The sequence below is a fragment of the Candidatus Gastranaerophilales bacterium genome, from assembly GCA_028696075.1.
Taxonomy (GTDB): domain Bacteria; phylum Cyanobacteriota; class Vampirovibrionia; order Gastranaerophilales; family JAILCC01; genus JAQVHS01.
Map to the genome: position 1 here is coordinate 44,894 of JAQVHS010000005.1, position 13,686 is coordinate 58,579.

Below are 13,686 nucleotides of genomic sequence, written 5' to 3' on the forward strand. Positions count from 1 at the left end.
GTAATCATATTGAGATAGACCTAACAGATAATAGCGGTTATTAAAAAAATATTAAAATATTGTAAAAAAAGCTTTGATGGCTTAAAATTGTTTTACGTGGTAATTAGTGTGAGAGGAATTATTGTGAAAGATCAAAAGAGCTATACGCTGGAACAAATTAACGACATAGTGGGAGGTATACTAAACAAATTAGCCGATGGTATACAGGTCAGGAAAATTGCCCCGCCAAAATTGGCTGATGAGAATACCCTTGCGCTTGCCCTTTCTGAAGAAGAAATCGAAAATCTCTACACTTCAGAAGCAAAATGTGCGCTTGTTCCGTTGGGAGTGTCGTTGGAAAATCTTTCCACCATAGAAGTTGAACGTCCTCGTTTAGCAATGATGAAGCTTATTCATTTATTTTATATGCCGCCTGATGCGCCTCAAGGTGTCCATTCGAGCGCAGTGGTTCATCCCGATGCCAAACTGGGCAAAAATGTTTCTATCGGTGCAAATGCCGTTATCTCAAGAGGAGCGGAAATAGGCGACAGCACAAAAATTCTTCCTAACTGTTACGTAGGCAGAAACACAAAAATAGGCAACAATTGTTTCTTCCATGCGGGTGTTAATGTCGGTGATGATGTACAAATCGGCAGCAATGTAATTATCCAGCATGGTGCAAGTATCGGCGCTGACGGTTTCAGCTTTGTTACCGAAACCCCAAGCAATATAGAGCAGGCAAAAGAAGATGGTGCTATTCAAGGCGAGCAGGCACAGCAAAGAATTTATAAAATTCCTTCAATCGGTACCGTTATTATTCATGATGATGTAGAGATAGGCGCTAATGCTACCGTTGACAGAGGTACTATTGAAAATACCGTTATCGGCAAAGGTACAAAAGTCGACAATTTGGTTATGATTTCTCATAACTGTAAAGTAGGTGAAAATTGTATGATAGTTTCGCAGGTAGGTATTGCGGGCAGCTGTAATATAGGTGACAGAGTAGTACTTGCGGGGCAGGTAGGTTTGGCTGACCACCTTAATATCGGGCATGACTCTATTATTATGGCTCAGGCAGGTGTCAGCAAAAGCTTTGGTCCTAAGAGCATTGTCGTTGGTACCCCTGCTGTTCCGAGGAAAGAATTTATTAAACAGCTTAAATATATAAAAGAGCTTGAAGATATAGTTAAACAATTCAAGCAATATAAATCACAGCTTGACGAATTCATGTCAAAAGACGGCGGTAGTAAATAATGATTAATACTCCGGTTCCTTTTGAAGGAAAAGCATTAATGAGCGGACAAAATGCCTGTATTACTATCGAACGCAGCGGCAAACCCGGAATTTGGTTTTCCCAAAACGGGGAAGAAATTCAGGCGCTTGCCGATAACGTTATTTCTACAAATAACTTTGTCGTGGTTGGTAATCAAAATGTGCAAGTTGCTCTGATTGAACATTTGATGGCTGCATTTGCTTTTTGCAATATTAAAAATGCGTTAGTTAAACTTGACGGCAAAGAATTGCCGATTTTTGACGGCAGTGCTTCAAAATGGGTTGAGGCTTTAAAAAATTCTGACTTGGTTTCACAAGCACCTGTTGAAATAACAGAATTTGATGAGCCTTTATTTTATGAAGAAAACCTGACAAGTATTGTTCTTTTGCCTTCGGACAAATTCAGAGTTACTTATATGATTGATTTTGACCACAAAGAGCTTAAAAACCGCTATGTGAGTTTTGAATTCGGCGAAGATAACAGCGAAATTATTAACGCCAGAACTTTTGGATTTGTAAGAGATTTAGAGAAATTTCACCAAATGGGTATCGCACTTGGCGCAGGGCTGGATAATACGGTCGGGCTTACGGATGAGGGCGGTTATACTTGTGAATTAAATTCCGAATTTGAGCCTGTAAAACATAAGATACTTGATATGGTCGGTGATTTACATTTAACAGGCAAAAATCCTCTGGGCTTCAAGGCTCATATCATTGCTAAAAAAGCAGGACATAAATCCCATGTTGAATTTGCAAAATTAGTAAGGACAAGTTTTAAATAATAACAGGAGTAAATAATGACTGAAGAAACAAAAACAGAAAAACAATCTATGGATATACTGAAAATAATGTCTATGGTTCCCCACAGATATCCTTTTTTGTTGATTGACAGAATTACTGAATATGAGCCTGGGAAATATGTTAAAGGCTACAAAAATGTTACTATGAATGAAAATTTCTTTATGGGACATTTCCCTGAGAACCCGATTATGCCGGGGGTCTTACAGATAGAAGCTTTGGCTCAGATTTCTGCCGGCATGGTTATGACCTTGCCTGAATATAAAGGCAAACTGGCTCTTTTTGCCGGTATTGATAAAGCAAGATTTAAAAGAATAGTTCGTCCCGGCGACAGGCTGGATATGGAAGCTACGGTTTTAAAAGCTAAAGGACCTATTATAAAAGCCGGAGTCAGAGCCTCTGTTGACGGTGTTACAGCTGTTGAGGCAGAACTTTTGGTTGCTATAAATTAATATAACAACTTGCTTTGTATAGGCGTTTCTCCAATTTACCGGTTTTAAAATTTTCTTAAAAGCTGTATTATATAGCTATGGAAGAAATTTTGCGCATAGAAAATTTAAAAAAGAAATTTCCTAAGAACAGGGATTTTTTTGGACGCTCAAAAGGCTGGGTTTTTGCACTGAACGGTGTAAATTTAACTATTAACAAAGGCGACAGTATGGGTTTGGTCGGAGAAAGCGGCTGCGGTAAATCAACTGTAGGACGATGTATTTTAAAGCTTATTGAACCCACCGAAGGGAATATTTTTTTTAATGGGCAGAAAATAACCGCTATAAAAAATTCTGAATTTAAGACTATCCGCCCCAATCTTCAAATAGTTTTTCAAAACCCTTATTCCAGCTTAAATCCCAGAATGAAAATAAAAGATATTCTGGAAGAACCGCTTAAAATTAATACAAAATCGAATAAAAAAGAACGCCGCGGCAAAATCCTTGAAGTACTTGAAATGGTTGGATTAGGTGAAGACATACTGGATAACTTTCCCCATGAATTTTCAGGCGGTCAAAGACAAAGAATAGTCATTGCCAAGGCTTTGATTTTAAACCCCGAATTTATTGTTGCCGATGAACCTATAAGCGCTTTGGATATCAGCATCCAGGCACAAATTATTAACCTGCTTAAAGAATTAAAAGAAAAATTTAATCTCACTTATTTATTTATCTCTCATGACTTAGGTACGGTTAAACATTTTTGCAACAAAGTAGCGGTTATGTACTTGGGCGAAATTATAGAATTTGCACAAACAAACGAGCTTTTTGATAATCCTTTGCACCCTTATTCTAAACTGCTTTTAGGTTCACGACCGCTTATCGGCGTTAATAAAATTGACCGTGAAAATATTATTGATACTGAACCGCCAAGCAATGAAAATCTCCCCGGAGGCTGCAAATTTGCTTCAAGATGTGCTTACAAAATGGATATCTGTACCCAAAAAGAACCGCCCGATATACAAATTTCGCCCTCTCACTCCGTAAAATGCTTTCTTTATAACGAACAAAAAGAGCAGTAATCGAAAAAAACAAATTTTTCTGATTTGTGCAGCGGTCTTGTGACGTTGAGTTTCACAAGCTAAAGCATTGCTCAACGCAAGCGCTTCAGCTTGTTCACATCCGACAGGGTCGACTAATGCACAAATCGAAAAAAACAAATTTTTCTGATTTGTGCATTAGTCTCCGTCTGTAAAAATTTATTAAAAATTTTGGTTTTCGGCAAAATTTTAATATCATGGTTAAATGAACGAACAAAAAAAGTTTTTAATAATAAGATTTGGAGCAATAGGTGATGTAGTTGTAACTACAGGGCTTGTTCGTGCGCTAAAAAAAACAGGCGCACAAATAGACTATCTCACGACTAAAGCCCCGTCTTTGCTGCTTGAAAACGACCCTGATATAGAAAAAATTTGGCTGCTTGAGAGTAAATCCTATTTTAATATACTTAATCTGGCTGACAAATTCAGACAGGAAAAATATGATTGCATATTTAATTTGCAGCCTTCCGTAAGGACAAAAATCTTATGCACATTAAGCTTCCCTAAAAAAACAGTTACTTACAAAAAGGATTATAAATTTCATGCTGTCGAAAATTTCTTCGATACAGGCAAAAAATACTGCCCTGATTTAGAATTGGACAAAAATTTAAAACTCTTTTTACCTGAAGAACTAAAAGAAAAAATGAATACCCGTCTGGAAAACAAGAAACGTATTTGCTTCAACATAGGCGCCAACTCAAGCAGACAAGGCAGAAAATGGGAAGTCAAAAATTGGGCGCAGCTTGCTCAAATGATAAAGGAAAAATATGACGTACAAATTGTAGCGATAGGCGCACAGGAAGATGTTGAAAAAGTAAATGAACTCACCTCGCTTTACAGCGGCATAACGTCTTTTGCGGGCAAATTATCATTAACGGAGTCCGCCTGCTTAATTTCCTGCTGTGATTTAATAATCTCGGGCGATACAGGTCCGTTGCATATAGCAACTGCATTAGGACCCGTATGTATAGGGCTTTACGGTTGCCCTGCCCCCTCAAGGAGCGGGCCTTACGGTGAAAAACACAGTGTGATTGTCAGTACTCTGCCCTGCGCCCCATGCGACGGGCGTAAATGCAAACTTTACAAATCAGAAGATGATAATATGCCCTGCATGCAGGAAATTAAACCTAAAAAAGTAATGAATTTAGTTGATACCGTATTAAACCAAATAATATATAATTAAGTAAAACTTATATAAATAAAAAGAGGAGAATCGAATATGAAAAAAACAATTTTAACACTAGGTGCCTGTTCACTTTTAGCAATTGCGGCAAACCTCCCTGTTATGGCAAACGACGATATTTTCGGCGAAATCGATGTAAAAAACTACACGGAAGTTAAACCTCCTGCAGCAGCTGAACCTGCATTAACCTCTACATTAACCCCTGCGGTTACCAAATCTGCCGATAAAAACGCCGAAGTGATTGTACCGGGTGCAAATCAAATGAAAAAAAGTGAAGTGATGACTACCCAAAACCTTCAAACTTCTATCTCCAATCTGGAATCGGCTCAAGCAGATTTAAGAAGTAAGTTAACTACAGCCCAGCAAAATTATGCTACCGTTGATGCCAACTATGTTCGTATTAAAAAAGAAAGAGAAGCTTTAAACAAGATTGTTAAACAAACAACAAACAGAATTAAAGCTTTGGAAAAAACAAAAAAGAACATCCGCAAAACAATGGAAACTGCGCAGTAATCAAACATTTTCTATACAGCCGCCAAGACAGTATTCCCTACGCTTCGCTCCGGTCAGCCTGGTGTAGATTCGCCGTGTCACAACAGTTAAACACCATGTTCTAAAATCTTGCAACAATCCGACCCGCGTCAGCGGCTGTCTTGGATTATGCACAACTCATAATGCTTAGTTTCATTTCGACATTTTGCTATCGCAAAAGTCTTCATTGCACTGCATTATTCGAACAGACGGCATTCCCTACGCTTCGCTCCGGTCAGCCTACCGCAAATCCGCTGTCTTGGATTTTTGGGCGTGCATAGCCTGCCATTTCACTACAACATTTTTCTGACAAAAAAGTTTCCGTTCAATTCGGCTATTGCTCTTACGGGTTGGGTTCGGCTTTGCCTCACACGGCACCCTTCCAAAAATCCGCTGTCTTGGATTATGCGGGTCGTCGGAAAACTCATCGCTTCCCTCCGACTTACGGCGTTCCTTCACTATGTTCAGTCAGCCTACCGCAAATCCGCAAAAAAAGAGGCACTGTGTGCCTCGTACTTCCATTAAAATCTTCCCAATTTTTAGAGTTATAAAATCTTTTGATTAATCTTGTTTGTGGTGTCTTATGTTTATATAAACGTATCCAAAAAAGCTTAATTGCGCTCATTTTTCCGTCAAAATTTTTAAATTATCAAAAATAATGTAAAAGTATATACCAATGATATAAAAAATATTTTTCTTTAATATACATAAGTGATAAAAAATCAATAAAATTGATTTGTAACGGTTTGTTTACATTTGGCGGGTTTTGATTTTATTTATAATCATTACGGCAGGCGAAAGTTTTAGTTTCAACGACAACAGGAAGTAAACAATTGCGCACAAAACAGTTATTATAGTTAGTTTAACAATCAAAAATATAATTGTGTGTTCAGGATGTAAATAAATAAAGAAAATATTTGCCAAAATCGCAACACCCGACATAATCATTGTAGCGAAGAAAATTTTCACCACGGGTGTGGCAAACTTCAAATAATTCAACCCTATTTTTTTGCGTATTAAAAATGCCAGCAGCGTTGCATTAAATATCGTAACCATAGTCGTAGACAGCATAATACCGCCTATGCCCATAGATTTTACAAACAGGTAGTTGGTGATAAATTTTACCGCTATGGAGAAAAACGCAATGACAAAAGGAGTTCTTGAGTCATTAAAAGCGTAGAAAACCCTTGTTAATGTATCTCTTGCCATATAAGGAATCATTGACAAAGTTATATAGAACATGGCTTCTGATACCATTAAAGTTGCATTAAGACCAAAAGCCCCCCTCTGGAACAAAATTGCAATGATGTCCTGCGTAAATATAAGACAAAACGCCGTTAAAGGAAATGCCAGAAACCACAAAGAATTAAGTCCTTCGTGAAAATATTTTCGCAGCGAGCCAAAATCCTGTTTGCCGACAAACGATGAAAACATCGGAAACAAAGGCACAAGCATAGCGGTTATCAGCACCCCTACAGGGAATTGGAAAACTCTGTTTGCATAGCCGATAGCAGACCATGCACCTTCTTCAAGCCCTGAGGTAAAGAACATATCAACGTAAATATTTATCTGTCCTATAGTTGTGCCGAGCATTGCAGGGAAAAGAATTTCGCCTATATTTTTGAGATTATCATCATTCAAAAAAAGTTTCGGATAATAAGAAAATCCTATTTTTGCAAACACCGGCAGCTGGATTAAAAGCTGACCTATTGCCCCTGCCAATGTTGCATAAGCAAGTACCAAACCGCTTTTATCCACAGGTAGAAGCAAAAGCGCCGCTATAACTACGAAGCTTAAAATTGTAGGGCTTAGCGACGTGTAGAAAAATTCTTTATAAACGTTGGAAATACCGTAAAAAATCCCTATGATACCGCCTATAAATATCATAGGCGACATTATGCGCAAATGCTCCACTGCAAGGAATTTTAGCTGACTGCTTCCTGCTTGTGCTATAAAATCAATAATTTGCGGAGCAAAGAAGAAAAACAACAGTGAAAATATCAAAAACACTATACCCGTGAGGGTTACAAAAGTATTAAACAACCTTTGGACATTAATTTCAGGTTTTTTCTCCACGTCGGGAATTAATTTTGAAAACACACTAACCGTAGCTGTGTGGAAAGGTCCGCCAAGTCCGCCCAATAAAATAATGGCAAGCGCCGGAAATTGGTATGCATAAAAGTAAGCGTCGCTCACAAGAGTTGTCCCGTAGCACTTTGCTATGACAACGTCACGCAAAAAACCTGCTAATTTGCTAAAAATAGTAATTACGGCTATCATAACTGTCGTTTTGTAAAGATTACTTTTCATCGCTGCTGCCTGATATTTCTACATAAAATTTTACATTATTCGGGGAAAGTTCAAACAACCGTTGATTATTTTTAACAAGGTTTATTTGATTTTGACCTTTAATCAGATAGTCTTCTACATTGACTTTGGCTTTTTTGTTTGAAAATTCGTTAGCGGAAATTTTCAGTTCTTTGCCGTTAATTTCAAATAGGGTATCATGCGCTATAAATGAATATTCTACGATTAAATTCCCTTTCGGCTGCGGGTCATAAAAAGAAACCCCGCATACTGCATTTGATTTCAAATGACATACCAAAGGAAAAGTTCCTATGGCTATTCCCGTATAATAGTGTTTTAAAATATCATCGTATTTAAAACCGTGTTTTGCCATGTAACCTGCGCCGTATTGGCTCAACCCCACTCCATGCCCAAATCCGCCGCCAAAAGCCCTAATGTCCGTGATTTTGCCGGTATCATCGCTTTTAATATCAAAGAAAACATTTCCGCTTGGCAGCCATTTGTTATTATATTGAAAAATTTTTCTTATTGTAATTTCTTTTGCTATGTACCAAATTCCTTTTGTAGTTTCGATTTTAACGTACATTGCTTTGCCGCTTACGCCTCTTTTTAAAACAGAAATATCAAGAATTTCGCCAAAATCGGCTTCATTTTCAAGTTTTGGTTTAACAAAGCCCGATGAAGATTGTTGTTTTAACGTTTTCTTCAAAATATTTTCAAGTTCATCCTTTCCCCAGGTATAATCCCATCTGTAGAGCGGAGAATCTATATCGTAAGTCTTTACTTTATTTTCCCAAAAGACCCTTGCAAGCGTCTCATCAGACAAATCATAATCACCTTTTGTGTCTTTTACCCCTTTTAAATAAGAAATCGGGTCTGAGGGATATTTGATTTTTTTGCCGTTTGATGTTGAAAAAACATTTTCATAATTCTCCGTATGCCCGCCTGCTGTTGATGAATAAAGCGATAAAATTATATCTCCGTTATAAAGCGCAAACTGCCCTTTAGTTTCATCCACTGCCCTGTCTGATAATTCATCGTGGGTATTTTTGCCGAAATATACCTGCGAGCTTGTTGTATCACTTACATCATAATCACGGTTTTGGTCGGTATTTTCTCTGAAAACATAACCCCTTGCAGCAACTGCTTGTGCTTTTAGCGCTTCCAGCCCGAAATACACAGGCATTTCGTTAGGTACAACACCTTTTAAATATTCTTCGACATCAAGAATATTTATAAGTTTCAATTTATTTGTATTGTTTATACTCAGTTCCAAAAGTCCGGCATACAATGCAGGCTTGGATTTTTTACACAAACTCGCAACAGATAAAGGTTGCTTGGAATTAATAAAAACTTTGTTCGCTTTTAATACTTTATAAATTTTTCCCGCATTAGCAAACAAAATAAAATCATTGTCTACGGTAATATTAGTTGTTTTATCAGGTTCTGATTTAAAAAGAAAATTCTGCCCGTCAAATACAAAATACTCCTCTGCCGAAGTTATAGCCAAGGAAGTATGGTCATATCTGCCGCTTTTGGTATCTGAAATTAAAACTCTTACCAGATTTTTTTCCACATCTACAGCATAAATCGGCTGCAAATAAAATAATTGCAGACAAAAAATAATTATTAACCCAAACAAAATTTGCTTCAAAAAGCTGTTAAACAATTTTAAAACCTAAAAGAAATGATACCACAGTAAAAATTACAGCAACTATTGTCGTCAATTTATTAAGCCCTGCTTCTGCACCTTTTTGACTTGAAAATAATTGCGCAGCTCCGCCAAGCATGCTCATTCCGTCGCCTTTGGGGGAGTGAAGTAATATTAAAAATATTACAAGTACTCCTGATAGGACTTGAACTATTTGTAATGCATTAACCATCTTTTTCTCCTTGAAATATTTTTAATAATACCACAAATAAAAAACAAATTTTAAAAATTGTAAATTATTATTACATAACCTCAAAACATGTAGCAACTTTATCTTTTCACCAATTTATAATAAACGTAAGCATCTTGAGGTTAAGGTTTTAGTTAAATGGTATCAGCTGTAAATCTTCCGTTAACAACGAATAAGCCGACCACACCGGCAGGATATCAAATGGAGTCTGTACAAGGCTCCAGATACCAGATGGCGCCTTCTGAAAAGGGCGCTTTTGACGCGACTACAGCTCATAATATGAAAGACACCATGCTTTCTAACGGTATTATCACCAAATTTAAGGTAGGGATAGAGCAAGGTGCTAAAACCCCTGAATATATGTATAGAGGGCTTAAAGGCGATCCTGATTTTAATTTCTTTGAATTTCTGAAAGTTTGTAAATTTCCCTATCTTATAGGTGGACCTGTTTTGGCATTAGTTTATCTTGCCGGCAGAAATACCGCTACCAATGCTTTAAAAAATTCTAATACTAACCTGTTTAAAAAGATGGCTTTGGGTGTTGCCCTTTACTATGCAGGCGTTGAGCTTGCAAAAATGGCTATAAATACACCCGTTAAATTAATGAGAGGGATTGACCTAAACCACCCATACAAAGATGTTGTTGACTTAAGAGAGGGTACACCGCTTGAACTTCCTGCCAATAAAAAGAAAGAATACCATAAGGTTTTTGAGAGCTGTGAGTTTACAAGATGGGATTTAATGTACAATTCCAAAGGCAAAAATAATAAAGACATTAATGAAAACTACAACCGCCTGGCGCGCAGATTTGGAATGAAAGGACCGATTGCAGACAGTGATTCTGCGGTTCAGGACAAAGTCAAAAAACTGATTATTATGTCAACGGCATGGAAAACCATGCTTATGATTCCGTTTGTTACCCTGGGTATTGGCTTGGCTCAGCAAGACAGCATTAATAACATAAGCTTTAGAAACATTATCAATAATACAAAAAATTTATTTACTAAAAATCCTAATAAATTTTTAACCTTTAAAGTTTCCATGCAAGAGGTCGGCAAAAATATTAAAAACGGTTTTATTGAATTATGGAAAGGCAATAACAAATTTTCGGGCGCTTTAGGCAAAGCTGTTATTTTATCAAGTATTATTTTACCTGTTTTAGCTAATACTCTGATTTTCCATAAGACTTCTTTAAGCGGTGAAAACACTCCTTCTAAATCAAGGAGGGCATAATAATGACTTCAATGCTTACGAATTATGCCAACCTGCTGCAAGTAAAAAACAATACTCAAGCACCTCAACAAAAAGGTGTAATCCCTGCTGTCATTAATCAGGAAAGTTTAAAAACAGGCGTAGCTGCTTATGCCCCCAAAGGACATTTGGTAAAAGACTCTTTCTTAAAATCTCTTGCCACTCCTTTTGTTCAGGATTATCAAAATATTAAAAATTTCTTCAAAGCAATAAACGGCAAAGGAACAGATTATTCAATCGGCAGAATTAACGACACCGCAATCAAGCTCGGCAGTTTAGGCATCGCTGCAATACTAGCTTCTTCCAAAGGTTCTCCTCTCAGAAAAGGTATGGAGTTCATAGGTCTGGGATGTTGGTTTGGAGCTATGTCGCTTTGGCCAAAACTGGCTGTTTACGCTCCTATCAAACTAACCAAAGGGGTTGACCTGGAATTAAAATACGTTGACAGCTACGGCAGAAAAAAACTCTTCTCTCAAGACCCTCAATATATTTGCTGGGATTTAATTTCTGATAAAGAACTTAATAGAATAGGCGATAAACTGGGTGTTCCTCGAAATATTGATGACAGAAAAGGTGCGATTAGGGATAAATATAAACAAATATCTGTTCAAGGCAATACTATTGCTATGATGACGGCAGGGTTCGCTACTCCTCTTGTTGCAAGTTTAGCCGCTGACCAAATAGGCAAACACGTCTACAGCCCTTTGTTAGGCAAAATCCAAAACGCTTCTGCGGCAAAAGCCTTAGCCAAGCTAGACGGACACATAGACAAAATTCATACAAATCAAACCCTTGAAACACAAATTGAAAACATGCTAAAAGGGTCTTCTTTGGATGAAAAGCTTAAATCATCGGTTAAAGCTTTATTTAAAGCTGAAGCAGTGGGAACAGAAACTCAGGAAACCGTTGCACTTACCGTAGATAAAATATTTAAGTCTTTGTCGGGCAAAGAAGCTGTTACGGTTGTTGATGACAATTTAGCTCAAGAAATTATCAAAACTATTCAAGGCTCACAAAAACGAGCCATTGACCCTAGAGTGCAAACAATTTTAGATAAACTTCCAAACAGTATCAAGGGTAAAACTTTAAACCGTATGGAAGTCGATACTTATATAGCGCAAGTTAAAAATACCTTGATAAAAAACCGTGTTTTAACAGATAACAGAAGAATAAATCAGGCGGTCGAAAATTTGAACAACTTATTCAAATCAAAAGCAACGGTTCAAATGGCAAATCCACAGGCAGCTGTTGATAAGTTAAAAGATGTTGCCCGTATGATTCAAACTTATAAAGTTTCTGTTAACCAAAGTATGGATAAGGTTCTAAAAGCAACTGTTTTGGGTGATTCTTCCAATATTGCCAAACTTTGGGAAAGTACTTTTAAAAAGGTTATCCAAGCCTTTGATATCAAAGGCGCAGCTCTGAAGGAACTTGCCGCTACACCTTCCATAGAAAGAAGAAATGAAATTTTAGAAAAAGCTCTCAGAGGTATCGTTAGTCCTGACGGCAAATTTGAACAAACTGTTAAATCTTTGCAAGTTATTGCAGACAACGCAATTGAAACTAACAAAAAGGCGCTTGAAACTTCTTTAAAATATCTTGATAATATGGAAGAAATGTTTGCTAAAAATTTCCCTGCAGGGGAATTAAAGGAACTGCACAACCAGTTTGCAATAATGATTTCACAAAGAAGACAAAATCTTATCGCAAAATATGTCAGCACTAATAACACCTTCCAGGCTCCTTTAAGAATGCTTAGTGTTTTTGATAACCTCAAGGCCGACCTTGGTACGGCATCGGATTACATGGCAAAGCTTACCCGCGATTACGGCTTTGATACTAAAACAATCAAATCCTTGTTTGATTCTGATGATGCCGGCGTGAGAAGTATTCTAAAGAACGTTAACCTTAATTTTGGCGAGGATAAAATTAAAGATATAATTGCATCGTTAAATTCCAACGAAGCTAAGATTGCAAAACAGTCTAATATCATTAAAAATATGTTATTTGATTCTCTTAACGTAGATAATTTTATAAACAAATTCGACAAGTACAAATTACAGATGAATAACCAAAAGGCTTATGATTTTTGTTTAGATACCGTGTTAGGTCCTTTGGGTAATCGTGTAAAAGGGGCAATGTCAAATTCAGCGCATAATACTGCTGATGTTATAGACCAAAATAATCGTATTTTCAGAGTTCTGTTTACTGATTTATGTGATGATGTAAATATGCGGTTTGGCAAAAGACCATCGCTGGTACAAACGGTTGAAACCCTCAAAGGCTCCGTCATAGGTAACTATATGGACGACTTCTTTAATATTGGCAAAAACGGTGAATCTACAGAATATGCCAAAGCTGTTTTATCCAAATTTATTCCTTCTGAAGGCAATGGTCTTGATGCTATACAAAAATTCAACTATAAACTGCCTATTGCCGCTCAAAAAGGTGTGGAGTTAAGTCAGGTTCCATACATTAATTTAAAAGAATTCTATAGTATTGCGGATAAAAGTGCATATGATCGTTTAACCCATATAAAACACTCCGGCAATAAGAATTTATCTTTAATTAACGAGTTTTACGAACAATTGAATAGTTATGCCAAAAACGGTAAGGCAAAAATCAGAACATTTTTTACTTTATTTAATGAGAAGGACTTAACTCTGGGTGCAGATAACAGTGCAATCAGAAAATTGTTCTATAATTCTAATCTTGGTTATGCAAAACCCGGCAAGTTAACCGATGTAGGAGGTAAAGTGTTCGGTGATTTCTTACAAGAATCTGCGCAGCAGGTACTATCTTACAAGTCATGGTTCACAAGAGTAGGCATAGCTTTAGGTGTCCTCGCAGGGGTTACGGCTGTGGCGGTAGCAATGGTAGGCAGAAAAAATGCATTTAATCCTGATGTTTATGAAAAAAAGAAAGGGGCGTAATTA

11 protein-coding genes and 1 pseudogene are annotated in these 13,686 nt (G+C 37.1%); 8 read left to right on the top strand and 4 right to left on the bottom strand.

Going from position 1 to position 13,686, the window contains the following annotated elements:
* Positions 1 to 123: 123 nt before the first annotated feature.
* The 6 genes from lpxD to PHX18_04760 all read left to right on the top strand — a co-directional run bounded on the left by lpxD (position 124) and on the right by PHX18_04760 (position 5,273).
* A complete protein-coding gene (lpxD, locus tag PHX18_04735) occupies positions 124 to 1,233 on the top strand; it encodes a UDP-3-O-(3-hydroxymyristoyl)glucosamine N-acyltransferase (GenBank protein ID MDD3593915.1) in 1,110 nt (369 codons plus the stop codon).
* Positions 1,233 to 2,033, top strand: coding sequence for a UDP-3-O-acyl-N-acetylglucosamine deacetylase (locus PHX18_04740; GenBank protein MDD3593916.1), 801 nt, complete (start codon positions 1,233 to 1,235; stop codon positions 2,031 to 2,033). Before lpxD ends, PHX18_04740 begins: the two co-directional genes overlap by 1 nt.
* Before the next feature lie 15 nt (positions 2,034 to 2,048).
* The gene (gene fabZ, locus PHX18_04745) at positions 2,049 to 2,501 is read left to right on the top strand and encodes a 3-hydroxyacyl-ACP dehydratase FabZ (protein MDD3593917.1); all 453 of its coding nucleotides are present in this window, start codon (positions 2,049 to 2,051) and stop codon (positions 2,499 to 2,501) included.
* Between the two features lie 77 nt (positions 2,502 to 2,578).
* Positions 2,579 to 3,559, top strand: coding sequence for an ABC transporter ATP-binding protein (locus PHX18_04750; GenBank protein MDD3593918.1), 981 nt, complete (start codon positions 2,579 to 2,581; stop codon positions 3,557 to 3,559).
* A gap of 223 nt (positions 3,560 to 3,782) precedes the next feature.
* Positions 3,783 to 4,760 carry a glycosyltransferase family 9 protein gene (locus PHX18_04755; GenBank protein ID MDD3593919.1) on the top strand — a complete coding sequence of 326 codons (978 nt, stop codon included), beginning with the start codon at positions 3,783 to 3,785 and terminating at the stop codon, positions 4,758 to 4,760.
* Between the two features lie 36 nt (positions 4,761 to 4,796).
* Positions 4,797 to 5,273, top strand: a complete 477-nt coding sequence (locus PHX18_04760) for a hypothetical protein (GenBank protein ID MDD3593920.1) — start codon at positions 4,797 to 4,799, stop codon at positions 5,271 to 5,273.
* A 311-nt stretch (positions 5,274 to 5,584) separates the two neighbouring features.
* On the opposite strand, the gene PHX18_04765 is transcribed toward PHX18_04760, so the two are convergent.
* From PHX18_04765 to secG, 4 genes and pseudogenes are all read right to left on the bottom strand, one after another.
* Positions 5,585 to 5,719, bottom strand: coding sequence for a hypothetical protein (locus PHX18_04765; GenBank protein MDD3593921.1), 135 nt, complete (start codon positions 5,717 to 5,719; stop codon positions 5,585 to 5,587).
* A 322-nt stretch (positions 5,720 to 6,041) separates the two neighbouring features.
* A complete protein-coding gene (gene murJ / locus PHX18_04770; protein MDD3593922.1) occupies positions 6,042 to 7,601 on the bottom strand; it encodes a murein biosynthesis integral membrane protein MurJ in 1,560 nt (519 codons plus the stop codon).
* Positions 7,602 to 7,902: 301 nt separating this feature from the next.
* Positions 7,903 to 9,174: pseudogene (locus PHX18_04775) on the bottom strand (SpoIID/LytB domain-containing protein).
* A gap of 85 nt (positions 9,175 to 9,259) precedes the next feature.
* The gene (gene secG / locus PHX18_04780) at positions 9,260 to 9,481 is read right to left on the bottom strand and encodes a preprotein translocase subunit SecG (protein MDD3593923.1); all 222 of its coding nucleotides are present in this window, start codon (positions 9,479 to 9,481) and stop codon (positions 9,260 to 9,262) included.
* A gap of 156 nt (positions 9,482 to 9,637) precedes the next feature.
* Here secG and PHX18_04785 point away from each other — a divergent pair, with 156 nt between their 5' ends.
* A complete protein-coding gene (locus PHX18_04785; protein MDD3593924.1) occupies positions 9,638 to 10,732 on the top strand; it encodes a hypothetical protein in 1,095 nt (364 codons plus the stop codon).
* A 2-nt stretch (positions 10,733 to 10,734) separates the two neighbouring features.
* Positions 10,735 to 13,683 carry a hypothetical protein gene (locus tag PHX18_04790; protein ID MDD3593925.1) on the top strand — a complete coding sequence of 983 codons (2,949 nt, stop codon included), beginning with the start codon at positions 10,735 to 10,737 and terminating at the stop codon, positions 13,681 to 13,683.
* Positions 13,684 to 13,686: the final 3 nt, after the last annotated feature.

What these genes read in the sequence shown, in the direction of transcription:
- PHX18_04750 (MDD3593918.1), top strand. Translation starts at nt 2,579, where the DNA reads ATGGAAGAAATTTTGCGCATAGAAAATTTAAAAAAGAAATTTCCTAAG.
- PHX18_04785 (MDD3593924.1), top strand. Translation starts at nt 9,638, where the DNA reads ATGGTATCAGCTGTAAATCTTCCGTTAACAACGAATAAGCCGACCACA.
- fabZ (MDD3593917.1), top strand. Translation starts at nt 2,049, where the DNA reads ATGACTGAAGAAACAAAAACAGAAAAACAATCTATGGATATACTGAAA.
- PHX18_04765 (MDD3593921.1), bottom strand. Translation starts at nt 5,719, where the DNA reads ATGAGTTTTCCGACGACCCGCATAATCCAAGACAGCGGATTTTTGGAA.
- PHX18_04755 (MDD3593919.1), top strand. Translation starts at nt 3,783, where the DNA reads ATGAACGAACAAAAAAAGTTTTTAATAATAAGATTTGGAGCAATAGGT.
- murJ (MDD3593922.1), bottom strand. Translation starts at nt 7,601, where the DNA reads ATGAAAAGTAATCTTTACAAAACGACAGTTATGATAGCCGTAATTACT.
- secG (MDD3593923.1), bottom strand. Translation starts at nt 9,481, where the DNA reads ATGGTTAATGCATTACAAATAGTTCAAGTCCTATCAGGAGTACTTGTA.
- PHX18_04740 (MDD3593916.1), top strand. Translation starts at nt 1,233, where the DNA reads ATGATTAATACTCCGGTTCCTTTTGAAGGAAAAGCATTAATGAGCGGA.
- PHX18_04790 (MDD3593925.1), top strand. Translation starts at nt 10,735, where the DNA reads ATGACTTCAATGCTTACGAATTATGCCAACCTGCTGCAAGTAAAAAAC.
- PHX18_04760 (MDD3593920.1), top strand. Translation starts at nt 4,797, where the DNA reads ATGAAAAAAACAATTTTAACACTAGGTGCCTGTTCACTTTTAGCAATT.